Source organism: Micromonospora sp. NPDC047521, from assembly GCF_055587305.1.
Genome location: NZ_JBVJGN010000018.1, coordinates 39027 through 64928, shown reverse-complemented (window position 1 = coordinate 64928; position 25902 = coordinate 39027). Strand labels below are relative to the sequence as shown.

Genomic DNA, 25902 nt, shown 5'->3' with positions numbered 1-25902 from the left:
GACGTAGCGGCTCATGGACGGCTCCGGGTGGCGGCTGGACGGTCCGCGAGCAGGGGCGGACCGCAGGGGGTGGGGACGCGCACACGAAGTCGTGACCGGGCGGCTCCCGGCGACCGTCCGGAGGATCGGACGGCGCGGCGCACGCACCCCGGCGTGGGCCGGGGCGGTGGGGGAGCGGAGCTGGGTCAGCTCACCAGACTGAGTCGTGGCTCAGCGGGGCTGACCATCGGCCCGGCCACGACTGGGAGGATCGCTATCTCGCACAGCGATCACCTCCTGCAAGTCGGCCCGGCCGGAACGTCGATGATCGTACACCCGAGGTGTCGGGCGGACGCACTCGGCCGACCGGTCGGCGACCCGTCCACCGCCCGGGTGCCCCGCCCCCCGGTGGCCCGTGCCGGCCCGCACCAACACGACAAGCACGAGGGCGAGCAGCGGCAGCCAGCAGCAGCGCGCCAGCAGCCACGCCGGTCCGTCCGGCGGGGCGTGCAGACCCGGCAGCGGCACCGGGCCCCGGGCGGTGAGGGCCGTCACCGCGACGAGCACGGGCTGGTGCCACAGGTAGATCCGCACCGCGTGGCCGTTCGCCTCGCGTACCACCCGGGCCGGTGCCGGGCGGGCCAGCAACCGCTCCAGCGCGGGGCGGGCCAGCAACCCCAACCCGACCTGGGTGACCGCCAGCGCCACGGCCAGCAGCGACGGCGGGTTCAGGTTGGACACCCCAGCGCCGGGCACCCCGACCGCGCTGACCGGGTATCCCAGCGCCAGCAACCCGGCCAGCGCGGCGCCGCCGCCGATCGCCAACCCGGCCGCCGCCCGCCGGTCCGCCAGCCGTCCGTCACCATGCGCCAGGCCGAGCAGGTACGGCACCGCCCACGCCACCAGCACCGTCAACGGCGGCAACCCGACGCCCTCGGGCAGCACACGGACCGCCAGGTCCATCCCCGCCACCACGACCACCGCCGGTACGACGCAACGCGCCAGCCCCCACCGGCGTACCGCGGTGCGCAGCGGGCCGGTCATGGCGACCAGGAACACCAGGGGCGCCAGGAACCACAACGGGCTGACCGCGAGCCGCAACGCGACGGCGAGCGTGTCGTCCGGGGTGCCGACGACCGTCGCGGCGAGCAGCACTGCGGCACCCACGCCCAGCAGCGCCACCACGCCCAGCAGCAGCCGCCGCAGCCGACCGGCCAGCCAGCCCGACCGCCGGCCGCCGTGGCGGGCCAATGACCGGGCCGAGCCGAACCCGGCGGTGAAGAAGAACAACCCGAGGGTCTGCAACACCCAGGTCACCGGGGCCAGACCGGGCAGCGCGGCCAGCGGGCTGGCCTGCCGCAACCCGCCGCCGTCGGTCACCACCAGCGCCGTCACCAGCCAGTGCCCGACCATCACCCCACCGATGGCGTACGCCCGCAGCGCGTCGACCGCGCGGTCGCGGCTCACCGGACGGCCCCGACCGGGCCGGCGCCCAGCACGACAGCCGCGACCGCGAGCAGCGTGGCGCTGCCCGGCGTCAGGTAGCCGTCATGCCCGGAGACCCCGGCCACCGACAACGGCCGGGCGCCGAACGCGGGGTCGCCCGGCCTCCGGCCGAACCCGAGCCCGGGCAGCCGCACCGGCGGCACCCGACGGATCCAGTCGGTGGCCGCCTCTGCCGCCCAGAACCGCCGTCCCCCGGGCAGTTCGTCGGCACGCCGCACCCCGGCGCCGATCCCGCCGAGGCTGACGACGTCGGTGACCTGGGTCGGGGCGTCCGCGGCGGCCAACGACACCACAAGCGCGCCGTAGCTGTGCCCGACCAGGGTGATCGCCGCCCCCGGGCGGCGCGAGGCCAACTCCCGCAGCAGCGCGGCCAGCCCGGTCGCGCCACGCCGGGCGCTGGCGTCACCGGCGGCCGTCAGCACCCCGTCGGGCGGGTCGTAACCCAGCCAGGCCAGCACCGCCACCCGTGCCGCCGGGTGGCCCGCCCGCAGCTCCCGGTAGAGCTGCCCGGCCTGCACCGCCGGCGCCCGCCGGGCCACCCCACCCAGCCCCCTGTCGAAGTCGGCCAGGGTGGTGCCGACCCCTGGCACCAGCACCGCTATCCGATCCGCGCCGGCCAGGTCACCCAGCACCTCGACCGCACGGCCGTCGCCGCGCTCGTCGAACAGCAGGAACCGGCGTCCGTCGTCGGCCCAGTCCGCGTACGGGGGGCCGGCTGCGCGCATCGCCGCCGCGGTCACCGGGTACGCCTCGACGAACCCGACCGCGGCGACCGGCTCGGGTCGGGTCGGCAGGACCAGGTTCACGCCGAGCAGCGCGGCCACCGCCACCCGGCTGGCACCTCGTCGTCGCATCAGTTCTCCCTCCGGAATGTCGTCCGGAGGGAGAGTGCGCGAAGGGGTGGTGCCCGGTCGTCGTCCCGCGGAGCCGTTCCCGCGCTGGCTCCACGGGACTACTCGCCGGCGGCGACCAGACCCGTCTCGTACGCCAGCACCACGGCCTGGGCCCGGTCGCGCAGCCCCAGCTTGGCCAGGATCCGCCCGACGTGCGTCTTCACCGTCTGCTCGGCCACCACCAGGTCGCCGGCGATCTCGGCGTTGTTGCGACCCCGGGCGATCAACCGCAGCACCTCGGTCTCGCGGGGCGTGAGCCCGGCCAGGTCGGTGGGGCGGGGTCGGCGACGGTCCGGGCGGGCCGCGAACTCGGCGATCAGTCGTCGGGTGACCGTCGGGGCGAGCAACGCGTCCCCGGCCGCCACCACCCGCACGGCGTGCACCAGGTCGGCCGCCGGGGCGTCCTTGAGCAGGAAGCCGCTGGCCCCGGCGCGCAGCGCCTCGTACACGTAGTCGTCCAGGTCGAAGGTGGTGAGGATGAGCACCCGGGGGTGCTGCGCCGACCGGTCGCCGAGCAGCCTGCGGGTGGCCTCCAGCCCGTCCATGACAGGCATCCGCACGTCCATCAGCACCACGTCCGGGTCGAGCCGGCGGACGGCGGCGACGGCCTGCGCGCCGTCGGCGGCGTCGCCCACCACCAGCAGGTCCGGTTGGGCGGCGAGAAGCGCGCCGAAGCCCTGCCGCACCATCGCCTGGTCATCGGCGATCAGCACCTTGATCACGCGTCCCCGCCCTCCGCGTCGTACGGCAGTTCGGCCGTCACCGCGTAACCCCCGTCGGGCAGCGGCCCGGCGGTGAACGTACCGCCCAGCGAGGCCGCCCGCTCCCGCATGCCGGTCAGCCCGTGCCCGGTACCCGCCTCGGCGTCCGGCCCGACCCCGTCGGTCGGCGCGTTCCGCACCCGTACCGTCAGCGTGGACCGGCCGGCGTCAACGGTGACCCGCACCGCGGCCCCCGGCGCGTGCCGGGCCGCGTTGGCCAGGCCCTCCTGGGCGATGCGGTACGCGGCCAGCCCGACCGGCGCGGGCACCCGCCCGTCGTCGAGCGGCCCGGCGTCCAGGGTCACCGCCAGCCCGGCCCGGTGGGCCGCGTCCACCATGGCCCCCAGGTCGGCCAGGTCGGGCTGTGGTGCGGTCTGCGGGCCTGTCGACTCGCTGCGCAGCACCCCCAGCAGCCGCCGCATGTCGGTCAACGCGTCGCGCGCCGAGTCGGCGATGGCGGCGAACTCCGCGGCCGCGGGCGCGGGCACGTCGGTCAGCCGGTAGGGGGCGGTCTCCGCCTGCACGGCGATCAGCGACATGTGGTGGGCCACCACGTCGTGCAGTTCCCGGGCGATCCGGGTGCGTTCCTCAAGCACCGCCCGGCGCTCCTGCTCCCGTTCGCTCAGCTCGGTCTGCGCCGCGAGCGCCCGCCGGGACAGCCGGTTGCGCCGGATCAGGTCGCCGACGATCGCCGACGCGCCGAGCAGCGCCAGCACGGCCGGCCGGTTGTCGGGGTGCACGAGGGTGAGCACCGGCACCGTGCTGATCGCCACCACCCAGGCCAGCACCGGCCGGTCGACACGCGCGACGACCCCCGCGAGCACCGCCACCGAGCCGAGCGCCAGCGGCGGGGTCCACGGCCACGGCTGGTCGGCCGGCGCGTTGAACGTGCACACCAGCAGGGCCAGCACCGTCAGCCGCCAGGCCAGCAGCGGACGCCGGGGCAGCGCCAGCAGAGGTGCCACGGTCATCGCCGCGAACAGCACCGCGACCGGCGTCGGCAGGCCCCAGTCGCTCTCCACCGTCACCGTGATCCAGAAGAGACCGAGGGCGGCGAGCAGGCCGCCCGGGCCGGCATGGCGGGCCAGCCCGGGCCAGCGGGCCAGCAGCGGCCGGCCGGGCGGGGCGTCCGGGCCCAGCAGGGTCTGCCGCAGGGCCCACAGGGCCACGACGAACGGTTGCCGGTTCATCACCGGGAGGCTACGGGCCGCCCCCGGTCAGGGCGTGCCACCAGGGGTTGATTCCGGTGTCGTACCCCGGTGTGACACGACTCCCGTTAGCGCTTACCTGCCGGTAACGCCTAGGCTCCGACGCGTCCGTGCTGACCATTCGCAAGGGGGAACAGTGGCCCGTACCGTGCTGGTGACCGGGGGCAACCGGGGAATCGGCCTGGCCATCGCGCAGGCCTTCGCCAAGCAGGGCGACCGGGTGGCGGTCACCCACCGCAGCGGCGAGCCGCCGGAAGGGCTGTTCGGCGTACGGGCCGACGTCACCGACGCGACCTCGATCGACGCCGCGTTCACCGCTGTGGAGGCCGAGCTGGGCCCGGTCGAGGTGCTTGTCGCCAACGCCGGCATGACCGACGACACGCTGCTGCTGCGGATGACCGAGGAGCAGTTCACAGGTGTGGTGGACACCAACCTCACAGGCGCGTTCCGGGTCGCCAAGCGGGCCTCGGGCAAGATGCTGCGGGCCAAGTGGGGTCGCATGATCTTCATCTCCTCGGTGGTCGGCCTGTCCGGCGGAGCCGGCCAGGTCAACTACGCCGCCAGCAAGGCCGGCCTGGTCGGCGTGGCCCGTTCGATCACCCGGGAGCTGGGCAGCCGCAACATCACCGCGAACGTGGTGGCGCCCGGCTTCATCGACACCGACATGACCGCAGGCCTGTCCGACGACCGCAAGGCGGAGATCCGCAAGTCGATCCCGGCCGGCCGGATGGCCAGCCCGGACGAGGTCGCGGCGGTGGTCACCTGGCTGGCCTCGGACGGCGCCGGGTACGTCTCCGGTGCCGTCATCCCGGTCGACGGCGGCCTCGGCATGGGCCACTGACCCTTTCTGACTACGGAGGAAACCCCGCATGTCCGGACTGCTCGCCGGTAAGCGACTGCTCGTCACCGGTGTCATCACCGACGCCTCGATCGCCTTCTCGGTGGCGAAGCTCGCCCAGGAGAACGGCGCGCAGGTCGTGCTCACCGGCTACGGCCGGCTCTCCCTGGTCGAGCGGATCGCCAAGCGGCTGCCCGAGCCGGCGCCGATCATCGAGGTGGACGTCACCAACACCGAGCACCTCGCCGGCCTCGCCGACCGGGTCCGCGAGCACGTCGACGGCCTCGACGGCGTCGTGCACTCGATCGGCTTCGCCCCGCAGAGCTGCCTGGGTGGCGGCTTCCTCGACGCGCCGTGGGAGGACGTGGCGACCGCCCTGCACGTCTCCACCTTCTCGTACAAGTCCCTCGCGATGGCGGCGCTGCCGCTGATGTCGCCGGGCGGCGCGGTGGTCGGCCTGACCTTCGACGCGACGAAGGCCTGGCCGGTCTACGACTGGATGGGCGTGGCCAAGGCCGGCCTGGAGTCCGCGTCCCGCTACCTGGCGATGCACCTGGGCAAGCAGGGCATCCGCAGCAACCTGGTCGCCGCCGGGCCGCTGCGCACCATAGCCGCGAAGTCGATCCCCGGCTTCGACCAGTTCGAGGACGCCTGGACCGAGCGGGCCCCGCTGGGCTGGAGCCTCACCGACCAGGAGCCCGCCGCGAAGGCCTGCCTGGCGCTGCTGTCCGACTGGTTCCCCGCCACCACCGGCGAGATCGTGCACGTCGACGGCGGCTACCACGCCATCGGCGCCTGACGTTCCCGACGACGCCCCCGGTCTCGTCCGTGTGATCCACGCGGTCCAGACCAGGGGGCGTCGCCGGGCGCTCCCGGCCGACCGGCAAGAATGACCCCATGTCGTACGACGCGGTGGTGCTGGTGTCCTTCGGTGGGCCGGAGCGGCCCGAGGACGTGATGCCGTTCCTGCAGAACGTGACCCGTGGCCGAGGTGTGCCGCCCGAGCGGCTGACCGAGGTCGCCGAGCACTACCAGCACTTCGGCGGGGTGTCCCCGATCAACCAGCAGTGCCGTGACCTGCTGGCCGCCGTCCGCGCCGACTTCGCCGCGCACGGTCTCGACCTGCCCGTCTACTGGGGCAACCGCAACTGGGACCCGATGCTCGCCGACACGGTGACGCAGATGCGGGACGACGGGGTGACCCGGGCGCTGGCGTTCGTCACAAGCGCGTACGGCGGGTACTCGTCCTGCCGGCAGTACCAGGAGGACATCGCCGCCGCCCGGGCCGCCGTAGGCCCGGACGCGCCGGTGATCGAGAAACTGCGCCAGTTCTGGGACCACCCGGGCTTCGTCGAGCCGCACGTCGACGCGGTCCGGACCGCCCTGGGTCAGCTCGACCCGGCGAAGCGGGACAGCACCCGGCTGGTCTTCACCGCCCACTCCATCCCCAGCTCGATGGCCGCCAACGCCGGGCCGCACGGCGGCCGGTACGAGGCGCAGCTGCGCGAGAGCGCCAGGCTGGTCGCCGAGGCCGCCGCCCCCGACCTGCCGTACGACCTCGTCTGGCAGAGCCGCTCCGGGCCGCCGCACGTGCCGTGGCTGGAACCGGACATCAACGACCACCTGACCACCCTCGCGCAGGACGGCACCACGAGCGTGGTGGTCAGCCCGATCGGGTTCGTCTCCGACCACCTGGAGGTGGTGTGGGACCTGGACACCGAGGCGCTGGAGACCGCCAAGCAGCTCGGTCTGGACTTCGTCCGCGCCGCCACACCGGGCACCGACCCGCGCTTCGTGACAATGGTCCGTGAGCTGGTCACCGAGCGCACCGACCCGGACGGCGCGCAGCTGCGACGCCGCCTCGGCGAGCTGCCGATGTGGGACACCTGCCCCACCGTCTGCTGCGTGCCGACCCGTCGCCCGACGCCTGCTGGGAGCACCGATGCATGACCGCAAGCCCGTGCAGAGCTGGCTGACCGACATGGACGGCGTGCTGGTGCACGAGGGCCAGCCGGTGCCCGGCGCGCCGGAGTTCATCAACCGGCTGCGCGCCTCCGGCAAGCCGTTCCTGGTGCTCACCAACAACTCGATCTACACGCCTCGGGACCTGACGGCCCGGCTCAGCCGGATGGGGCTGGACGTGCCGGAGGAGTCGATCTGGTCGTCCGCGCTGGCCACCGGGCAGTTCCTCGCCGACCAGCGGCCGGGCGGCACCGCGTACGTGATCGGCGAGGCCGGGCTGACCACGGCGCTGCACGCCGTCGGGTACGTCCTCACCGACTTCGCCCCGGACTACGTGGTCCTCGGTGAGACCCGCACCTACAGCTTCGAGGCGATCACCAAGGCGGTCCGTCTGATCAACGACGGGGCCCGGTTCATCTGCACCAACCCTGACGTGACAGGCCCGTCCGTGGAGGGCGCGCTGCCCGCCGCCGGCTCGGTCGCCGCCATGATCTCCAAGGCGACCGGGGTGGAGCCGTACTTCGTCGGCAAGCCGAACCCGATGATGATGCGCTCGGCGCTGAACACGATAAACGCGCACTCGGAGAGCACCGCGATGATCGGTGACCGGATGGACACCGACATCCTGTGTGGTTTGGAGGCCGGGTTGGAGACCATCCTGGTGCTCACCGGGATCAGCAGCCGCACCGAGGCCGAGCGTTACCCGTACCGCCCGTCCCGGATCATCAACTCGGTAGCGGACCTGCTCGACGAGGTCTGACCGGCCGCCCTCGACCGGCGGCTGGTCAGGGGCGCAGGGGGGCGTTGCAGGCGGCCACCAGGGCCTGGCGGCAGGCGGCGGTGAGTGGTCGCAGCGCCGCGTCCCGTTGCTGCGCCTCGTAGTTGTTGATCGCGCCGCCGGGCGCGGAGTGCCCGGCCAGCGCGAGCACCCGGTCGAGCACCGCGGCCCGGGCGAAGAGCCGACGGGCCCTCGGGTCGAAGCCTGGTGGCAGATCGGTGGTGCCGTCGGGGCGGCGCAGCGCGGCCAGCGCGCCTGCCAGCTCGGGCCGCCACTGGGCGACGTCGAGGCGGGTCAGCGCGGCGGTCGTCTCGGCCAGCGCGGCGGCCAGCTCGGCCTCCGCCTCGGCGGCGCCAGGCAACGAGAGTGACGCGGCGGGCGCGTTGGCCGGCAGCGGGTACACCCGCCACAGGACGGTTTCGAAACAGTCTCCGGAGCCGGAGGTGTGCGAGCGGACCTCCGGGATCAACCCGAGCCCGCCGGCGACCACCGCCTCACCCGCCACCAGCGCCGCGCCGGCGAAGTCGCCGGGGCCGGGCAGACCCCGGGGGTCGCCGGGTGCGGGCAGCACCAGGCGGATCTCGTCGGGGGAGAGCTTGGCCAGGGTGGGCAGCGCGGCGCCCAGCGGGACGTCGGTCCAGGTGCCCGGGGCGTCCGCGACGAGATGTTCCTCGTCGCCGGCGATGGCGTCGGCGACCTCGTCGTACGGCACCAACCCGGCTCGCCACGCGCGCACCCAGGCAACGAACCGGCTCGACCGGCGCGGCGCGAGTGTGGCCGCGCCCGTTGCGGGGGTGGACATGCCGAAAGGGTACGTGGTCACGACCGGCCCTGTCTCGACTGCCGCTCCGGCCGCCCTGCGTGCCCCGAACTGCCCGGGTCCGTGCCGGGAACGATCGATCTCGCCCGACCCGGTGCTGGTCACCGTCACCTCCGTCGCATCCCTTGGAGACACGGAACGACGTTCCGTACGTTTTGTCGGAACGAAGTTCCGCATATGAGCGGAACCTGCCGCCCGACGACCGACTACGAAGCCAGGGAGACGACTGACGAGAGCCCCGAGCGGGTCGCGCTGATCCAGCGGCTCACCTGGGCCCACCTCGGCGACGCCCTCGGCCTGAAGGACTCCGTCTGGCCGGCACCTGTCGACACCGCACTGGGCCGCCTCGAATCCACCTCGTGACGCACGCGGTGTGTCGGGGGACCGGGGTGCTGGCGCGGGAGTTAGCGTGATCGACATGGCGGGGCGATACGGCGAGGACGTGTTGGCGGGGGACTGGCGGCGGCGCAGGGTCACCCCCGAGGTGGACGCCGAACCGGACCTCGTGGTGGAGGACGCCGACTCCGGGTTCTGCGGTGCGGTGGTCGGCTTCGAGGCAGGTGCCGTGGTCCTGGAGGACCGGCACGGCAAGCGGCGCAACTTCCCGCTGCTGCCGGCGGCGTTCCTGCTCGACGGCAGCCCGGTCACCCTGCGCCGCCCCACCCGTGCCCCGGTGCCGGCGGCCCGCCGACGTACCGCGTCCGGTTCGGTTGCCGTGGACAACGTCCGCGCCCAGGTCGCCAAGGCCAGCCGGATCTGGGTGGAGGGCATCCACGACGCCGCGCTCGTCGAACGGATCTGGGGCGACGACCTGCGGATCGAGGGCGTCGTCGTGGAGCCGCTGGACGGCATCGACGCCCTCGACGCCGACGTCCGCGACTTCGGCCCCGCACCGACCCGGCGACTGGGCGTCCTCGTCGACCACCTGGTGCCCGGCAGCAAGGAGAGCCGCATCGTGGCCCGGGTCACCTCGCCGTACGTGCTGGTGACGGGCCATCCCTATGTGGACGTCTGGCAGGCGGTCAAGCCGGCTGCGCTCGGTATCGCGGCGTGGCCCGTGGTGCCGCCGGGGCGACCGTGGAAGGAGGGGGTCTGCGCGGCCCTCGGGGTGGCCGAGCCGGCCGACATGTGGCGGCACATCCTGTCCCGGGTGAACAGCTTCGCCGACGTGGAGACCCCCCTGATCAACGCCATGGAACGCCTCATCGACTTCGTCACCGAAGCGCCCTGACGGCCCGACCCGTCAGGTGGCGGGTCAGGGGACCTCGTCGGGACTGCGCGTGAAGACGAACGTGGCGATGTCGATCGCCACCGCCCGTCCGTCGTCGTCGCGCCGCACCGTCAGGATCTCGCCGTTCTCCGGGCCGGACCGTCCCCGCCAGCGGTCCGGTCCCTCGGCGGTGAACCGGCTCACCCGCTCACCGCGTACGTGGGCGACGAGGTCACCGGCGTCCCAGCTCAGGTCCAGCGACGTGCCCATCCACCACCAGCGGCCGGTCAGCTCGGTCAGGCCGGCGGCAGGCGTGGCGGTGGCCGGCCGCCACGGCTGCGCGAACGCCGGCTCGGCGTCCAGCACCGTGGTCAGCAGCCGGCGGCCGAGCCCGGTGATCGGGAAGCCGTACGAGTTGGCGAAACCGACAACGGCGGTACGGGTCGGCCGGTGCACCGTGAGGGCGGCCACGTACCCGGGCATCGAGCCGCCGTGCCCGACGTACACGCGTTCCCCATCGCGGTAGAGCTCCAGCCCCAGGCCGTGCCCGCCGGTCCAGGAGTCGAGATCGCTGATCACCACGGGGGCGCACATCTCGGTGAGCGTGGCGGGGGCCAGCACCGACGGGTCGGGGTCGGCGAGGAAGGCCGCCCACCTGCCCAGGTCCTCGATCGTCGACCAGAGCTGCCCGGCGGGGGCCATCGCGCCGGTGTCGGTGCGGGGCTCCTCGCGCAGCGTGCCGTGCCAGGGATGGACGACGTAGCCGCGGGCGTACGGCTCGGTGGCCGTGTACGTGGTGCGGCGCATCCCCAGTGGGGTGAGGATCCGCTCGTCGAGCAGGTCGTTCCAGGGTGTCCCGGTGAGCCGTTCGAGCACTCCGCCGAGCAGCCCGTACGCCAGGTTGGAGTAGTGGTACGCGGTGTGCGGCGGATAGGCGATCTTGTCGGCGGTCACTGTCGCGAGCAGGGTCGCCAGGTCGACGCCCGCCGTCCGTTCCCACCAGTCGCCCTCGGGTTCGCGTTGCATCCCGCTGGCGTGCCCGAGTAGCTGACGCAGGGTGAGCGAGCCGACGTCGGTGCCCGGCAGGTGTTTCTCCAACTGGTCGTCGACGCTGAGGCGGCCGGCGTCGCGCAGTTGCATGATCAGCGTCGCGGTCATCGTCTTGCTTATCGATCCGACCCGGTACTGCAGGTCGCTGCCCGGGCGGGGGTGTTCGCCGGCGGCGGCCAGGTGGACGAGCGTGCCGTCACGGAACACGCCCAGCACCAGTGACGGGGTACGACCGTCGATCTGTGCCCGGGCGACCTGGTCGTCGATCTGTCGGGCGGTCGCCTGCAGCAGGGTCACGGGGATCTCCTCGTTCGGCCGGCGGATTCGGTGGACGGCTGTCACTGCGCCGAGCCTACTGATCATCACGGGTGGGCTGCTCGTGCATTAACGTGTCACCCTTGCGGTGTGGACGCCGTGGTGTGGATCGTTTTGGGTGTGGTGCTGGCGGTCGCCGAGATCTTCACGACGACCCTCTTTCTGATCATGTTCGGGGTCGGTGCGTTCGCCGCTGCGGGCGCTGCCGCCCTGGGCGCGCCGGTGGCCGTGCAGGCGCTCGTCTTCGCGGTGGTGTCGGCGCTGAGCCTGGTTGTCGTCCGACCGGTCATCCGGCGGCACGGCCGGTCCGCGTTGGAGAGTGGCGAGCAGCCGTTCGGTGTGGAGGCGATCGAGGGCTCCACGGCGCAGGTGCTGGAGCGGGTGGACGCCGACCACGGCCTGGTCAAGATCGACGGTGAGCTGTGGACAGCCCGGTCGTACGACACGACGCAGACTTTCGAGCCCGGTCAACGGGTTCGGGTGATAAAGGTCAGGGGCGCGACAGCCCTGGTGTGGCAGGACGATGTTTCTTCCGCCGGCGAGCTGCCGGAAGCGAGAGGGTGAACGGATGACGGTCATCGGTGTGCTGATCATCGCGGTGGCGTTGATCGCCGTGATTACGCTGGCCAAAGCGGTGCGGATCGTGCCGCAGCAGCGCCAGGATGTGGTGGAACGGCTCGGCAAGTACAAGCGCACGCTGAACCCCGGCCTCAACCTGCTGGTGCCGTTCATCGACGCGGTGCGCACCAAGGTCGACATGCGCGAGCAGGTGGTCAGCTTCCCGCCGCAGCCGGTGATCACCTCGGACAACCTGGTGGTCTCGATCGACACCGTCCTCTACTTCAAGGTGGTCGACTCGGTCCGGGCGACCTACGAGATCTCCAGCTTCCTGCAGGCCATCGAGCAGCTGACCGTCACCACGCTGCGTAACGTGATCGGCTCGCTGGACCTGGAGCGCGCGCTGACCAGCCGGGACGAGATCAACAGGCACCTCTCCGGTGTGCTCGACGAGACCACAGGCCGCTGGGGCATCAAGGTCACCCGGGTCGAGATCAAGGCGATCGAGCCGCCGGCCAGCATCCGTGACTCCATGGAGAAGCAGATGCGCGCCGAGCGTGACCGTCGCGCGGCGATCCTCACCGCCGAGGGTCACAAGCAGTCGGTGATCCTCACCGCCGAGGGTGACAAGCAGTCCGCGGTGCTGCGGGCCGACGGTGACCGGCAGGCCCGGATCCTGCAGGCCGAGGGTCAGGCGAAGGCGATCCGGACGGTCTTCGACGCGATCCACCAGGCGAACCCGAGCCAGAAGGTGCTCGCCTACCAGTACCTGCAGGCTCTTCCGCAGATCGCCCAGGGCAGCGCCAACAAGGTCTGGATCGTCCCGGCCGAGCTGACCAAGGCCCTGGAGGGCATGGGTGGCGCGCTCGGCGGGCTGAGCCAGATGGTGGGGGACCTGCCCGCGCCGGAGGCGGCCGAACACGCGAGCCAGGTCGAGCGCGAGGCCGCGCAGGCGGCGCAGGCCGCGGCCGACGCCGCCCAGCAGATCCACGACGAGGTACGCGTCGCCGAGGCGCAGGCCACCGGCGGCAACAAGCCGCAGGGGCTGCCCGCGCCGGAGCCGGTCTCGCCGGACAGCCTGGTCAACGACCCGGCCGACCAGCGCGAGCGCGGCTGATCAGTACCCCCGGCCGCCACGGCGGCTAAATACGAGAAATGCTCATGGGGCGCTCCGACGCCTGCCACGATCGGTCCTAGGACGGGTGGTGACCAGGCAATCGGGGCGCCCCGGCGCGTCTCGCACCGCTCGCGGACGAGCGAGGTGACGCATGAAGGATCCGGCGAATCGGATGTGGTCCTCGGCCCCCGTGCCCGGCGCGCACGACCCGGTCGCCCCGCTGGGCTCCCGGCGCAGCGGTGGCGGATTCGGCGTCCTGCCGTTCGTCGGTGAGCCGACCCCGGCCGGCCCCGCCACGAACGCCAGTTGGGCCTGGTCGATACGCCGGTTCGCGCGGGCTGCGGTGTGGCTGCTGCCCGCGTACGCCATCCTCTACGGCGCGGTGGCGATGGCAAGCGACGGCGGGGTGGGCAACGACCCCTATCCGGCCGACGGCCGCGCGGCGTACCTGATCGGCTGGGTGGCCGCGGTCTGGCTCGGCCTGCTCGCGCTGCTGGCGCTCACCGGGTTGCTGGCCGCGACCCGCAGCCGCCGGGCGGCCGCCGCCGGGCTGCTGGTGAGCATCGCCGGCACGGTACTGATGCTGCCGTTCGCCGGGCTCGCCGAGCAGACGCCGGTCTTCGGCACCACCGCGCGTTCGCTGGTGCTGCTCGGCGCGACCTTCTACAGCGCGGGCTGGTTCCTGACCGGGTGGGCGGTGGCCCGTTCCGGCACGTTCAGCCTCGGTGACGGGGTCATGCTGATCATCGCGGCGCCGCTGCTCGGCCTCGGAGGGGCGCTGATCGGCTCACTCCAGACCTTCGGCGCGATCTTCGTGCTGGTCGCCGGCATCGGCATCGGCTACCGCTCCGGCCGCCTGATGCCCCGCGAAACCGCAAGAGACGCAGCCGCCGCCAGCCTGAGCACCTCAGCCCCGTAACCCGGTCCCTCCTCCCCGGCCCTGCCCTTTCGTCGGTGATCAAGAGGTTTGCGTCAGGAACCGGCCCTCATCTGACGCAAACCTCTTGATCACCGAGCTGGGGTGGGGGTTGGGGGGTGGGTGGGGAGCCGTGAAGTTGGTGACAGTCGGGCCGCGGGGGTGGTCGGTTGGTGTTTTTTGTGGCAATCCTGGGTTGCATGGCCGCCCCCCGCTCGCCGCTGTCGCGGCTGTTCACCGTGCTGCTCGCCGGCCTTCTGGCCGGGTTGGTCCTGGCAGTCGCCGCACTGCCGGGCAACCTGCTGCTCGGGTTCGCCGCGCGCTCGGCGCTCGGGTCGTACGCCGCGTTGCCCGACTCGCTGCGCACCCCGGCCACCCCGCAGCGGTCGTACCTCTACGCCAACGACGGCAAGACGCTGATCACCACGTTCTACGACGTGAACCGCACCGACGTCGCGCTGGAGGACATCGCCCCGGTCATGCGCCAGGCCATCGTGGCGGCCGAGGACCGGCGCTTCTACGACCACGGCGGCGCTGACCTGCGCGGCCTCGCCCGGGCGCTGGTGGCGAACGTCAAGGGCGGCGGCACCGAGCAGGGCGGCTCGACGCTCACCATGCAGTACGTCCGCAACGTCCTCAAGACCGACCCCGCCCGCACCGCCGAGGAGCGGGCCGCCGCGACCGACCCCACAATCGGGCGCAAGATCCAGGAGATCCGGTACGCGGGCGCGTTGGAGAAGAGCCTCGGCAAGGACGAGATCCTCGACAGGTACCTGAACATCGCCTACTTCGGCTCCGGCGCGTACGGCATCGCGGCGGCCAGCCAGCGCTACTTCGGCAAGGCCCCGGCGCGGTTGACCCTCGCCGAGTCGGCGCTGCTCGCCGGCCTGGTGCAGTCGCCTGACGCGTACAGCCCCATCGACGGCGACAGGGACGCGGCACTCGCCCGCCGGTCGTACGTGCTGGACTCGATGGTCGCCACCGGGGCGGTCACCGCCGCCCAGGCCACGCAGGCCAAGGCGGAGCCGCTGACCCTGCGCCCCACCGCCCAGCCCAACGGCTGCACCGCCGTGTCCCAGGGCCACGACGACTGGGGCTACTTCTGCGACTACCTGCGGCGCTGGTGGCTGACCCAGCCGGCGTTCGGGGCCACCGTGGCCGAGCGGGAGCAGGCCCTGCGCTCGGGCGGCTACACCGTGGTCACCTCGTTGGACCCCAAGGTCCAGGCCACCGCCCAGCAGCAGGCCACAAAGGTCTACGGGTACGGCAACAAGCGCGCCCTGCCGATCGCCGCCGTGCAGCCGGGCACCGGTCGGGTGCTGGCGATGGCCGTCAACAGGCACTACAGCCTCGCGGACAACCCGGCCGGCCAGGCGAACTACCCGAACACCGTCAACCCGCTGATCTCCGGCGGGGCCAGCGTCGACGGGTACCAGGCGGGGTCGACGTTCAAGCTGTTCACGATGCTCGCCGCGCTGGAGTCGGGCCGTACGCTCTCCACCGGCTTCGACGCGCCCGCCAAGCTGCCGACCCGGTACCCGGCCGAGGGACCGGGCAGTTGTGACGGCCGCTGGTGCCCGGCCAACGCCAACCCGGACTGGATGGACGGGTACCGGATGATGTGGGACGGCTTCGGCCGCTCGGTGAACACCTACTTCGTCTGGCTGGCCGAGCAGGTGGGCCAGGACAAGGTGGTCGAGATGGCCCAGCGGCTCGGCATCACGTTCCGCGCCGACTCGGACGCCGCGTTCGCCAAGGACAACGCCGCGAACTGGGGTTCGTTCACCCTCGGCGTGGCAGCCACCACCCCGCTGGACCTGGCCAACGCGTACGCCACGGTGGCCGCCGAGGGCACCTACTGCACGCCGCTGCCTGTGGTCTCGGTGACCGCCGCCGACGGCGAGAAGGTGCCGGTGGGGGAGCCGTCCTGCAAGCGGGTCCTGGACGCCGACGTGGCCCGCGCCGCGACCGACGCCGCCAGGTGCCCGGTGGGGCAGCAGTCGCCGTACGGGCAGTGCAACGGTGGCACCGCCACAGGTGTCGACGACATCCTGGACGGTCGACCGGTGGCCGGCAAGACGGGCAGCTCGGAGCAGAACTCCACCGAGACGTTCGTCGGCTTCACCCCGCAGGTCGCGGTGGCCGGCATCGCCGCCAACCCGGACGACCCGGCCGACTCGGTGGGTTCCGCGGTGCAGTCGAAGGTGATCGACGCGGTCGCCCGGGTCATCGCCACAGCCGTGAAGGGTCAGCCGGAGAAGATGTTCGCCGCGCCCAGCCGTGACCTGGCCGGTGAGCCCCGCCGCCCTGTCGAACGCGCCCCCGTGGTGCCGGACCGCCAGCCCACCCAGGACCCGCGCAGCGCCCTCCAGCGCTGGCTGGACCGCCGCGGCTGACCTCGCGACACGACGGCGCCTCCCCACCGCTGGTGGGGAGGCGCCGGCCGAACGCACCGAAGCCGAGTTGCGGCAGACCGGTCGCCGGGGCCGGCCCCGGTCAGCTCTCCCGGCGGCGGGGGCGGTAGCTGGCGATCGTGGACGGTAGGCCGCGGCGGATGATGCCCGCCCAGTCGGTGTCGCCGCGCAGCACCGCCGCCGCGGTCTTGCGGGCCTGCTCGGCGGTGAAGTGCGGCGGCAGCATCAGCTCGGCCGGGTCGACCAGCGCGTTGATCACCACCGGTCGGTCGGCGGTGAGCGCCAGGTCCCAGGCGCTCGACACCTGCTCCGGGGAGTCGACAAGCTCACCGCGCAGCCCGAGGACCTCCGCCCACTGGTGATAGGCGATGTCCGGCAGTTGCTGGCTGTCCGGGAACATCGGCGTCCCCTCCGAGGAGCGCTGCTCCCAGCTGACGAACGCCAGGTCCCGGTTGTTGAGCACCAGCACCACGAACCGGGGGTCGGCCCAGCTGCGCCAGTACTTCGCCACCGTGATCAGCTCGTTGACGCCGTTCATCTGCATGGCGCCGTCGCCGATCAGCGCGACGAGCGGCCGGTCCGGGTGGGCGAACTTGGCGCTCAACGCGTACGGCATGGCGCCGCCCATGGACAGCAGCGTGCCGGACAGGCTGGCCAGCATTCCCGGGCGGACCTGGATGTGCCTGGCGTACCAGGCGGTGGTGGTGCCGCAGTCGACGGCGAGCATCACGTCGTCGGGGAGCCGCTGGTTGAGCGTGTGGAAGAGCAGTTGCGGGTTGACCGGGTCGGCGCTCTGCTCGGCCAGGTCGCGCTGCGTCCGGCGCCACGCCGAGGTGGTCTCGGCGACCTTCGCCCGCCAGGCGGTCGGCCCGGGGCCGGGGCCCAGCTCGTTCAGCAGCGCCCGCAGGGTGGGGGCCGCGTCGCCGGTCAGGTTCACCTCGGTCGGGTACCGCAGCCCGAGCTGGGTGCCGTCCAGGTCGATCTGCACGGCGCGGGCCTGCCCGGGCGGCGGGTAGAACTCCGAGTACGGCATGTTGCTGCCCACGATCAGCAGCCGGTCGCAGCCGGTCATCAACTGCCAGCTCGGTCGGGTGCCGAGCAGCCCGATCGCGCCGGTCACCCACGGCTCGCGGTGGTCGACGGCGGTGAAGCCGAGCAGTGCCGTGGCGACGCCGGCCCCGAGTCGGTCGGCGATCTCGCGGACCTCGTCGCGCGCGCCCAGTGCGCCCTGCCCGACCAGCATGGCCACCCGCTGCCCGCCGCGCAGCACCTCGGCCGCCCGGCGCAGGTCCGCCGCCGGCGGCACGGTCGGCGTGCTGCTCGGCGCGTTGCTGGTCTGGTAGTAGCCGTGTGCGTGCGGCAGGTCCGGGACGGCCGGCTCGTCCTGGAGGTCCAGGGGGAGGATCAGGGCGGTGACGGTACGCCGGGCCAGCGCCGTACGACACGCCCGGTCGACCAGGTGGCGCACCTGCGCGGGGTGGTCGAGCTGGGCCAGGAACGCCGCCGCCACGTCCTTGTAGAGGGCCAGCAGGTCGACCTCCTGGTAGTAGCCCCCGCCCTCGGCGGTCGTCGCGGTGTGCCCGACCAGGGCGACCACCGGTTGGTGGTCGAGCTTGGCGTCGTACAGGCCGTTGAGCAGGTGGATGGCGCCCGGGCCGCTGGTGACGAGGGCGCACCCCAGCGGTCCGCCGCCGTACTTGACGTGGGCGGAGGCGGCGAAACCAGCAGTCTCCTCGTGCCGTACCTGGATGAACTGGGCCCGATCGTTGGTGCGTTGCAGCGCGGAGGTCATGCCGTTGATGCCGTCACCGGGATAGCCGAAGTAGCGGTGCACACCCCAGCTGGCCAGCCGGGACACGATGTGGTCCGCGACAGTGGGGTGCCGGGGCAGAGCGCCCGCTTCGCCCGGGGTGGTCTGGTCTGCGCTCACCTGGCTGATCCTTCCCGTCCGGTCCGATGCTCCGCCGGTCATTCCCCTTCTTCTTCGGACAAACCACCCCGGCGGGCGGGCGTCGGAGGGCGGGGCTCGCCGTCCGGCAGAATCGTCGGGTGCCCGTCCACCAGATCACCGACCCTGACGACGACCGGATCGCCGACTACCGCGCGCTCACCGACGTCGAACTGCGCACCCGCTGGGAGCCGCCGCACGGCCTGTTCATCGCCGAGGGGGAGCTGGTGCTGCGCCGGGCGCTGCGCGCGGGCTACCCGGCCCGGTCGTACCTGGTCGACGCCAAGCGGGTCGACCAAATCGCCGACCTGGACACCGGCGACTCGCCGGTCTACGCGGCGACGCAGGACGTGCTGCAGCAGGCCACCGGTTTCCACGTACACCGGGGGGTGCTGGCGTCGTTCCACCGCCGGCCGCTGCCGACGGCGGCCGAGGTGCTCGACGCCGCGCGCCGGGTCCTGATCCTGGAGGACGTCAACAACCACACCAACCTGGGGGCGATCTTCCGGGGGGCCGCCGCGCTCGGCATCGACGGGGTGCTGCTGTCGCCGTCCTGTGCCGATCCGCTGTACCGGCGCAGCGTGCGGGTCAGCATGGGTGAGGTATTCGCGATGCCGTACGCCAAGCTCGACCCCTGGCCGGCGGGTCTGGACCAGGTGCGGCAGGCGGGCTTCACGGTGCTCGCCATGACGCCGGCACCGGACGCCGTACCGATCCAGCGGTTGACCCCGGCGCAGCGCGAGCGGGCGGCGCTGCTGCTCGGAGCCGAGGGGCCGGGCCTCACGGCGGCGGCCCAGTCCGCCAGCGACGTGCGGGTGGTCATCCCGATGCGGCGCGGAGTGGACTCGTTGAACGTCGCCGCCGCCGCTGCCGTGGCGTTCTGGGAACTGGGTCGCGACGATCAGCTTGCATGACCATGCGTCTTGTTGAATAATCTTCCCCGTGTCCAAGGTTCTCACCTCCCTGCCCATCGGCGAACGTGTCGGCATCGCCTTCTCCGGCGGCCTCGACACCTCGGTCGCGGTCGCGTGGATGCGCGACAAGGGCGCCGTCCCCTGCGCCTACACGGCCGACATCGGCCAGTACGACGAGCCCGACATCGCGTCGGTGCCCGGTCGTGCGCTCAGCTACGGCGCCGAGGTCGCCCGACTGGTCGACTGCCGCGCCGCCCTGGTCGAGGAGGGCCTGGCGGCGTTGACCTGCGGCGCCTTCCACATCCGTTCCGGCGGGCGGGCGTACTTCAACACCACCCCGCTGGGCCGCGCCGTGACAGGCACCCTGCTGGTCCGCGCGATGATCTCCGACGACGTCCAGATCTGGGGCGACGGGTCGACCTTCAAGGGCAACGACATCGAGCGGTTCTACAGGTACGGCCTGCTGGCCAACCCGCAGCTGCGCATCTACAAGCCGTGGCTCGACACCGCCTTCGTCACCGAGCTCGGTGGGCGCAAGGAGATGTCCGAGTGGCTGCTCGACCGCGACCTGCCGTACCGGGACAGCACCGAGAAGGCGTACTCCACCGACGCCAACATCTGGGGCGCCACGCACGAGGCGAAGACCCTTGAGCACCTCGACACCGGCATCGAGACGGTCAACCCGATCATGGGCGTCCGCTTCTGGGACCCGTCGGTGGAGATCCCCACCGAGGACGTCGCGATCGGCTTCGACCAGGGCCGCCCGGTGACGATCAACGGCAAGGAGTTCGGCAGCCCCGTGGACCTGGTGCTGGAGGCCAACGCCATCGGCGGCCGGCACGGCCTGGGCATGTCCGACCAGATCGAGAACCGGATCATCGAGGCCAAGAGCCGGGGCATCTACGAGGCGCCCGGCATGGCGCTGCTGCACGCCGCGTACGAACGGCTCGTCAACGCCATCCACAACGAGGACACCCTGGCGAACTACCACAACGAGGGCCGGCGCCTCGGTCGCCTCATGTACGAGGGCCGCTGGCTGGACCCGCAGGCGTTGATGCTGCGCGAGTCGTTGCAGCGCTGGGTCGGCACGGCGGTCACCGGCGAGGTCACGTTGCGGCTGCGCCGGGGCGAGGACTACTCGATCCTGGACACCACCGGCCCGGCGTTCAGCTACCACCCGGACAAGCTGTCGATGGAGCGTACCGAGGACTCGGCGTTCGGCCCGTCGGACCGGATCGGCCAGCTCACGATGCGCAACCTGGACATCGCCGACTCGCGGGCGAAGTTGGAGCAGTACGCCTCGCTGGGCATGGTCGGCGGCGGGGCTCCGCAGCGGATGATCGGCGCCGCGCAGGCCGCCTCGACCGGGCTGATCGGTGCCATGCCCGAGGGCGGGGCGGAAGCCATCGCCTCGCGGGGCGTCGCCTCCGCCGACGACGAGGCGCTCGACCGGGCCGCCATGGAGTTCGGCGTGGACTGAGCACCACCCCGCCAGGTCGAGAGCCGGTGTCACGGACGGTAGCGTTGCGGCCGTGTTCCCTACCGTCCGTGAGGTCCTCGCCCTGGACCCGGTCCGCCACGGCGCCCCGCGGGTCGTCGCCGGAGACGCGGGGCTGGACCGGCCCGTCCGCTGGGTGCACGTCGCCGAGGTGCCGGACATCGCCACCCTGCTCGGCGGCGGAGAGCTGGTCCTCACCACAGGCATCGGGCTGCCGGGCGACGACGCGGGACTGCGCGCGTTCATCGGCGACCTCGCCGACGTCGGAGTCTCCGGGCTCGTCGTCGAACTGGGCCGCCGCTACGTCAGCGGGGTGCCACGGGTGATGGCGGCCACCGCCGAGCGGCGCGGCCTGCCCCTGGTGGAGTTGCGCCGGGCCACCCCGTTCGTGCGGATCACCGAGGCGGTGCACGCGCTGATCGTCGACGCGCAGCTCACCGAGCTGCGCGCCACCGAGGAGATCCACCAGCGGTTCAACGACCTCTCCGTCGAGGGCGCCGACGCCGCCGAGGTCATCCGGCAGGCCGCCGAGCTGTCCGGCTGCCCGGTGGTGCTGGAGAACCTGTCCCGGCAGGTCCTCGGGTACGACCACGCGGGCGAGAGCGCGGAGCTGCTGCTGGACGGCTGGGAGCAGCACTCGCGGCGGATCCGGCCGGCCGGGCGCACCGCGTACGACCCGGACAGCGGCTGGCTGGTGACCGCCGTCGGCGCCCGGGGGCAGGACTGGGGTCGGTTGCTGCTGCGCTGGCCGGCCAACGGCGACATGCCGAGCGTCCAGGCCGGCGAGCCGGCCGCCGGCCCGCCCACCCGGCTCAGCATCCTGATCGAGCGGGCCGCGTCCACCCTCGCGCTGGGCCGGCTGATCCGCCGCGACGCCGAGGGCCTGGAACGGCAGATCCACCGCACCCTGCTCACCGCGCTGCTCGACCACTCCCGGCCGGTGGACGAGGTGGCGCTTCGGGCCAAGGCGCTCGGCGTCCTGCTCGACAGGCGACACCTCGTCGGCGTGATGGTCCGCCACCGCGCGGACGACCCCGCCGGGGAGTCCGGCCCCGAGGCCGGTCAGGCCCGACTGCGCGACCTGTCCGAAGCGGTCGGCCAAGCCCTGCGGGAGGCGAAGCTGACCGCGCTCACGAGCGCCGTCGACGACAACTCGGTGGGTGCCCTGCTGGCACTCGCTGACCCGGCCGCCGAGGACCGCGCGCTGTCCGCGTTCGCCAGTGCACTTCGTCGGGTACGCCTCGACGCCGGCACCGGCCGCGCGCCCGCCGGCGAGGCGTCCCGGTCGGCCACCGGCGCCGATGTGTCGCGCCCGGCGCCAGGTGTGGAGCCCGCGCGGGCGGTGGCAGGTGTCGACCCGTCCAGGGGTGGCGGCGGTGGCGGGGTGATCGTGGCCGCCGGGTCGGGCGTGAGCAGTCTGCGCGAGGCCCGCCGGTCGCTGGTCGAGGCGCGGCAGATCGCCGAGGCCGCCCGCCGGGACCGGCGTGACCTGCCGATCTTCCGGCTGCCCCACGTCGGCCTGGCCGGGCTGCTGCACCTGCTGCGCGACGAGCCCCGGTTGCAGACCTTCGTCGAGCGCGAACTCGGCGCGCTGCTGGAGTACGACGCCCGGCACCCCCGGGAGCAGTTGCTCGACACCCTGCGCGCCTACCTGGAGCAGGGCCGTAACAAGTCAGCAGGCGCGGCCGCTGCCCACCTGTCCCGCCCGGCCTTCTACGAACGACTGGCCCGCATCGCCCGAATCCTGGACGCAGACCTGGACTCGGTGGAGACCAGCCTCTCCCTGCACGTGGCCCTGCTGGCCCTGGAAGCAGTCCGCACCCCCTGACCCGGCCGACCCCGCCCGCCCTCCCCGCCACCCGCGTTGATCATGAGGTTGTTGCCGTGACACGCCGGTGCGAGTGGCTACAACCTCATGATCAACGCAGGGAGGGTCAGGCGCCGAGGGCGGTCAGGGCCTTCGCGTAGGTGGGGGGGATGTGGTTCGGGCCGCCGGGGGTGAAGACGTCCGAATTCGCCACCGCGGACCAGGCCGTCGCCGGTACGGCGTCGACAAGGGCCCGGATGACCGGGGCGTCGCGCCACTGGTCCTGTTCGGCGAGCAGGCCGAGGGCCACCACCGACTCCTCGACCTCGCCGACGCACTCGAACGGCTTGTGCCCGTCCACGCCGAGCAGTTCCCGGTAGCCGGGGATCTGCTCCGGGTCGGCCAGCAGGTCGCCGCCGAAGATGCCCACCACCCGCTCCCGGGCCATGAACGGCGCCATGGCGAGGAAGACGAACCGGCACTTCGGGCAGTCACGGCACCAGCGCTCGGACGCGTCGCGCAGCTTGAACGCCTGGTTGCAGCTGGTCACCACGTCGTCGTACCTGGTGAACTCGGCGAACATCCGGGCGATGTGCAGCTCGGACAGCGAGCGCAGCAGCGAGAAGTACGGTTCGGTGAGGCCGGCGTGCTCGGCCAGCGACGCCCGCAGCAGCCCTTCGGCCTCGACGCCCTTGGACCACTGGTGGTTGATCTCGTGACCGTCCCAGACGAGGTTCGGGTCGGACGCCGAGCGCTCGTTGGACATCACCACCGGGCCGAGCCCGTGCAGCACGGCGGTGGCCACGGCGATCAGCGAGTTGATGGCGGTGACCGGAATGTGCCCGTTCAGCGCGCCTGACGCGTTCAGGTCGAACAGCACCGGGTCGATCCGCCGCCGGGCAGCCAGCGGGGTCAGCCCGGACGCCTCGTTCACCGAGACGATCACGTGGTTCGGGTTGACCGAGAACGGCACCGGGTCCAGGTCGGCGCGGCGAAGCGCCTCCAGGCTGACGATCGAGTCCTTGCCGCCGCCGACGGCGGAGAGGGGGCGGCGGTCCGAGGTGTCGTACACCCGTGGTGGCTCCGGAGAGCCGGCCGGCACCTCCGGGCGCAGCTGGAGCACGTGCGGCAGTTGGTTGCGGTACGCGTACTCGGCGAGGCCCCTGGTGTAGATGGCCGTGACGTAGTCGACGGTGGCCGCGCCCAGCGGCGCCGGCAGCACGAGCCGGGGCGGCGCGGCGGCCTTGTAGTAGCTGACCCCGGCGACCAGGTGCAGCACCTCCAGCACCCGGTTGAGGGTGGCCACCGTCTCGTCCGACGGCGGTTCCGCCGGCAGCGGGAGGGTGATCACCTCGGTGAACCGCTGCTCGCCGCCCGGGCCGGTCAGCGCGTAGTCGAACAACACCTCGCCGGTCGCGAAGTCGATCGAGTAGGACGGGAAGGTGAAGGCGTCCATCCGCCGGAGCTGCTCGTTGGGCACACGCCATACTAGGCCCTGGTTCGTCCGGCCGTGTCCGGACCGGGCCCGCCCAACCGCCGCCGTGATCCCGAGGAGAGTCCCGTGCGCCTGTCTGACCTGCGCGGACGTACCGTCGCCGTCTGGGGGACCGGCCGGGAGGGCCGGGCCGCTGTGACCGCGATCGCCGCGCACGGCCCCGCCGACCTGGTCGCCGTCGACGACAGCGCGAACTTCCTGTCGCTGCCCTGGGACGGCCCGCTGGCCGAGGCGGCGCCGCTGGTCACCGGCGAGGCGGGCTTCGAACGGCTCGCCGCCGCCGACGTGGTGGTCCGCTCGCCAGGTGTGCCGCAGACCCACCCGTGGCTGGTCGAGCTGCGCCGGCGCGGCGTACCTGTCACCCAGGGCACGGCGCTCTGGATGGCCGACCACGCGGCGCGCACCGTGGGGGTCACCGGCAGCAAGGGCAAGAGCACCACCTCCAGCCTGATCAGCCACCTGCTCACCGCGATGGGCCGGCCGAACGTCTTCGGCGGCAACATCGGCGTGCCCACACTCGATCTGCCCGAGTCCGAGCTGTACGTGCTGGAGCTGTCCAGCTACCAGTGCAGCGACCTGACCGACTCGCCCCGGGTGGCGGTGGTCACCGCGTTGTTCCCCGAGCACCTGGACGCGCACGGCGGGGAACGCGAGTACTACCGGGACAAGCTCAACCTGCTCGCCCACGATCCGCAGACGATCGTGGTGAACGGTGGCGATCCCCGGCTCGCCGCCGAGCTGGGGGAGCTGCCAGCGGTGCGGGCCGGCCGTCCGGACACCACCCACGTCGCCACCGGTGCCGACGGCACGCCCTGGTTCCATGTCGGCGACCAGCCGCTGTTCCCGCGCGCCGTGCTGCCGCTTGTCGGCCGGCACAACGAGGGCAATCTGTGCGTCGCCCTCGCCGTGCTCGACGCGCTCGGCGTCGACGTGGTGGCCGAGAAGGACAGCCTCGCCATCGCCGTCGCCGAGTTCCAGGGGCTGGCCCACCGGCTCACCGAGATCACCGACCCGTCGGGGTTGACGTTCGTCGACGACACCCTGGCCACCAGCCCGTACGCGGCCATGCACGCCATCGACGCGTACGACGGACGGCCGTTGACCGTGATCGTCGGCGGCAACGACAGGGGCCTGGACTACACGCCGCTGGCCGAGCACCTGGCGGAGCGGGAGATCACGGTCATCGGCATCCCGGACAGCGGCCCCCGGATCATCGAGGCGCTGGCCGGGCTGCCGATGGTGCGTACCGAGCTTGCCGAGGATCTGGTGGCCGCGGTCGGGCTGGCGCGCAAGCTGACTCCGGCGGGCGGCGTCGTGCTGCTCTCCCCGGCGGCCCCGAGCTACGGGCGGTTCCGCAACTTCGAGCACCGCTCCGAGGTGTTCGCGCAGGCGGTCGCCGACACCGCCCGTTGACTCAGCCCCGGTCGACCGGGCTGGGGTCCGGTGACGGCTTCCCGGGCAGCAGCGCGGTGTCGTCCTCGTCGTCGTTCTCGGGCGACGCGGGTTCCGTCGCGGCGCCGGTGGGGTGGCCGTCCTTGTCCGGGGTCCAGGCGAAGGCGAGTGCCCCGCCGGTCAGGGCCAGCAGCATCCCGACCACGAAGCCGCCCAGGTTCGAGGTCAGCCAGGAGACCAGGCCGAGCACCAGCGAGACCACGGCGTAGAAGACCCGCTGCTGCGGGGTGGTGATCAGCAGCACCCCGCAGATGACGAGGATGGCGGGTACCAGGTACGCGGCGAGCCCCTGCGGTCCGATGTGCAGCAGCACTCCGAGCGGCGCGCGCAGGGTGGCCAGCATCTCCACGCCCCCGAGGGCGATCAGCACGGCGGCGGTGAATGGGCGGGCCCGCCGCCAGCGGCGCCACCGCCCGCGGGATCCGCGGACGGCAGGCGCTGCCTGGTGTTGTTCGGTGCTCAC

The 25902-nt window shown here is 72.8% G+C and carries 22 protein-coding genes and 1 pseudogene; 14 read left to right on the top strand and 9 right to left on the bottom strand.

Features of this window, described 5'->3' with window-relative positions; genetic code table 11:
• Nucleotides 1-210: 210 nt before the first annotated feature.
• The 4 genes from ACZ6N8_RS28135 to ACZ6N8_RS28120 all read right to left on the bottom strand — a co-directional run bounded on the left by ACZ6N8_RS28135 (nt 211) and on the right by ACZ6N8_RS28120 (nt 4329).
• Nucleotides 211-1446 carry an acyltransferase family protein gene (locus ACZ6N8_RS28135; protein WP_466013697.1) on the bottom strand — a complete coding sequence of 412 codons (1236 nt, stop codon included), beginning with the start codon at nt 1444-1446 and terminating at the stop codon, nt 211-213.
• Entirely contained in the window at nt 1443-2339 is an 897-nt protein-coding gene (locus ACZ6N8_RS28130) for an alpha/beta hydrolase (protein ID WP_466013695.1), read from the bottom strand. The genes ACZ6N8_RS28135 and ACZ6N8_RS28130 overlap by 4 nt, the downstream gene beginning before the upstream one ends.
• Before the next feature lie 98 nt (nt 2340-2437).
• Nucleotides 2438-3100 (bottom strand): response regulator, encoded by a 663-nt coding sequence (locus tag ACZ6N8_RS28125; RefSeq protein ID WP_466013693.1) that lies wholly within the window; start codon nt 3098-3100, stop codon nt 2438-2440.
• Complete coding sequence (locus ACZ6N8_RS28120; RefSeq protein WP_466013691.1) at nt 3097-4329, bottom strand: sensor histidine kinase; 1233 nt, start codon at nt 4327-4329, stop codon at nt 3097-3099. The genes ACZ6N8_RS28125 and ACZ6N8_RS28120 overlap by 4 nt, the downstream gene beginning before the upstream one ends.
• Nucleotides 4330-4483: 154 nt before the next feature.
• On the opposite strand from ACZ6N8_RS28120, the gene fabG reads away from it, so the two are divergent.
• The 4 genes from fabG to ACZ6N8_RS28100 all read left to right on the top strand — a co-directional run bounded on the left by fabG (nt 4484) and on the right by ACZ6N8_RS28100 (nt 7907).
• Nucleotides 4484-5188 carry a 3-oxoacyl-ACP reductase FabG gene (gene fabG / locus ACZ6N8_RS28115; protein ID WP_466013689.1) on the top strand — a complete coding sequence of 235 codons (705 nt, stop codon included), beginning with the start codon at nt 4484-4486 and terminating at the stop codon, nt 5186-5188.
• 28 nt (nt 5189-5216) lie between these two features.
• The gene (gene fabI / locus ACZ6N8_RS28110; protein WP_364362790.1) at nt 5217-5984 is read left to right on the top strand and encodes an enoyl-ACP reductase FabI; all 768 of its coding nucleotides are present in this window, start codon (nt 5217-5219) and stop codon (nt 5982-5984) included.
• 98 nt (nt 5985-6082) lie between these two features.
• The gene (locus ACZ6N8_RS28105) at nt 6083-7135 is read left to right on the top strand and encodes a ferrochelatase (protein ID WP_466013687.1); all 1053 of its coding nucleotides are present in this window, start codon (nt 6083-6085) and stop codon (nt 7133-7135) included.
• Nucleotides 7128-7907: an HAD-IIA family hydrolase gene (locus ACZ6N8_RS28100; protein ID WP_030337797.1), complete on the top strand. Its 780-nt coding sequence runs from the start codon at nt 7128-7130 to the stop codon at nt 7905-7907. The genes ACZ6N8_RS28105 and ACZ6N8_RS28100 overlap by 8 nt, the downstream gene beginning before the upstream one ends.
• Nucleotides 7908-7932: 25 nt before the next feature.
• On the opposite strand, the gene ACZ6N8_RS28095 is transcribed toward ACZ6N8_RS28100, so the two are convergent.
• Nucleotides 7933-8727 (bottom strand): hypothetical protein, encoded by a 795-nt coding sequence (locus ACZ6N8_RS28095; protein ID WP_279518916.1) that lies wholly within the window; start codon nt 8725-8727, stop codon nt 7933-7935.
• Nucleotides 8728-8964: 237 nt separating this feature from the next.
• On the opposite strand from ACZ6N8_RS28095, the pseudogene ACZ6N8_RS28090 reads away from it, so the two are divergent.
• Nucleotides 8965-9108: pseudogene (locus ACZ6N8_RS28090) on the top strand (chlorophyllase); the annotation flags it as partial.
• A 55-nt stretch (nt 9109-9163) separates the two neighbouring features.
• The gene (locus ACZ6N8_RS28085) at nt 9164-9976 is read left to right on the top strand and encodes a DUF3097 domain-containing protein (RefSeq protein WP_466013684.1); all 813 of its coding nucleotides are present in this window, start codon (nt 9164-9166) and stop codon (nt 9974-9976) included.
• Nucleotides 9977-10000: 24 nt separating this feature from the next.
• On the opposite strand, the gene ACZ6N8_RS28080 is transcribed toward ACZ6N8_RS28085, so the two are convergent.
• Nucleotides 10001-11302, bottom strand: coding sequence for a serine hydrolase domain-containing protein (locus tag ACZ6N8_RS28080; protein ID WP_466013682.1), 1302 nt, complete (start codon nt 11300-11302; stop codon nt 10001-10003).
• Nucleotides 11303-11410: 108 nt separating this feature from the next.
• On the opposite strand from ACZ6N8_RS28080, the gene ACZ6N8_RS28075 reads away from it, so the two are divergent.
• From ACZ6N8_RS28075 to ACZ6N8_RS28060, 4 genes are all read left to right on the top strand, one after another.
• Complete coding sequence (locus ACZ6N8_RS28075; RefSeq protein ID WP_466013680.1) at nt 11411-11884, top strand: NfeD family protein; 474 nt, start codon at nt 11411-11413, stop codon at nt 11882-11884.
• 4 nt (nt 11885-11888) lie between these two features.
• Nucleotides 11889-12995 carry an SPFH domain-containing protein gene (locus tag ACZ6N8_RS28070; RefSeq protein WP_466013678.1) on the top strand — a complete coding sequence of 369 codons (1107 nt, stop codon included), beginning with the start codon at nt 11889-11891 and terminating at the stop codon, nt 12993-12995.
• 151 nt (nt 12996-13146) lie between these two features.
• Nucleotides 13147-13914 carry a hypothetical protein gene (locus ACZ6N8_RS28065; RefSeq protein ID WP_466013676.1) on the top strand — a complete coding sequence of 256 codons (768 nt, stop codon included), beginning with the start codon at nt 13147-13149 and terminating at the stop codon, nt 13912-13914.
• Between the two features lie 197 nt (nt 13915-14111).
• Nucleotides 14112-16307, top strand: coding sequence for a transglycosylase domain-containing protein (locus ACZ6N8_RS28060; RefSeq protein ID WP_466013674.1), 2196 nt, complete (start codon nt 14112-14114; stop codon nt 16305-16307).
• A gap of 100 nt (nt 16308-16407) precedes the next feature.
• Here ACZ6N8_RS28060 and ACZ6N8_RS28055 read toward each other — a convergent pair whose 3' ends face one another.
• Complete coding sequence (locus ACZ6N8_RS28055; protein WP_466013672.1) at nt 16408-18297, bottom strand: thiamine pyrophosphate-requiring protein; 1890 nt, start codon at nt 18295-18297, stop codon at nt 16408-16410.
• 77 nt (nt 18298-18374) lie between these two features.
• On the opposite strand from ACZ6N8_RS28055, the gene ACZ6N8_RS28050 reads away from it, so the two are divergent.
• From ACZ6N8_RS28050 to ACZ6N8_RS28040, 3 genes are read left to right on the top strand one after another with little or no spacing between them, the layout of a single operon-like run.
• Nucleotides 18375-19187 carry a TrmH family RNA methyltransferase gene (locus ACZ6N8_RS28050; RefSeq protein ID WP_466013670.1) on the top strand — a complete coding sequence of 271 codons (813 nt, stop codon included), beginning with the start codon at nt 18375-18377 and terminating at the stop codon, nt 19185-19187.
• Between the two features lie 28 nt (nt 19188-19215).
• On the top strand, nt 19216-20667 hold the full coding sequence (gene argG / locus ACZ6N8_RS28045; protein ID WP_466013668.1) for an argininosuccinate synthase: 1452 nt from the start codon (nt 19216-19218) through the stop codon (nt 20665-20667).
• Between the two features lie 52 nt (nt 20668-20719).
• Nucleotides 20720-22513: a PucR family transcriptional regulator gene (locus ACZ6N8_RS28040; RefSeq protein WP_466013666.1), complete on the top strand. Its 1794-nt coding sequence runs from the start codon at nt 20720-20722 to the stop codon at nt 22511-22513.
• A 106-nt stretch (nt 22514-22619) separates the two neighbouring features.
• Here ACZ6N8_RS28040 and ACZ6N8_RS28035 read toward each other — a convergent pair whose 3' ends face one another.
• Complete coding sequence (locus ACZ6N8_RS28035; RefSeq protein ID WP_466013664.1) at nt 22620-23972, bottom strand: MurL-like N-terminal domain-containing; 1353 nt, start codon at nt 23970-23972, stop codon at nt 22620-22622.
• An 81-nt stretch (nt 23973-24053) separates the two neighbouring features.
• Here ACZ6N8_RS28035 and murD point away from each other — a divergent pair, with 81 nt between their 5' ends.
• Entirely contained in the window at nt 24054-25400 is a 1347-nt protein-coding gene (gene murD / locus ACZ6N8_RS28030) for a UDP-N-acetylmuramoyl-L-alanine--D-glutamate ligase (protein ID WP_364362805.1), read from the top strand.
• Between the two features lies 1 nt (nt 25401).
• Here the strand turns inward: murD and ACZ6N8_RS28025 are convergent, their stop codons facing one another.
• The gene (locus ACZ6N8_RS28025) at nt 25402-25902 is read right to left on the bottom strand and encodes a DUF6114 domain-containing protein (RefSeq protein ID WP_466013661.1); all 501 of its coding nucleotides are present in this window, start codon (nt 25900-25902) and stop codon (nt 25402-25404) included.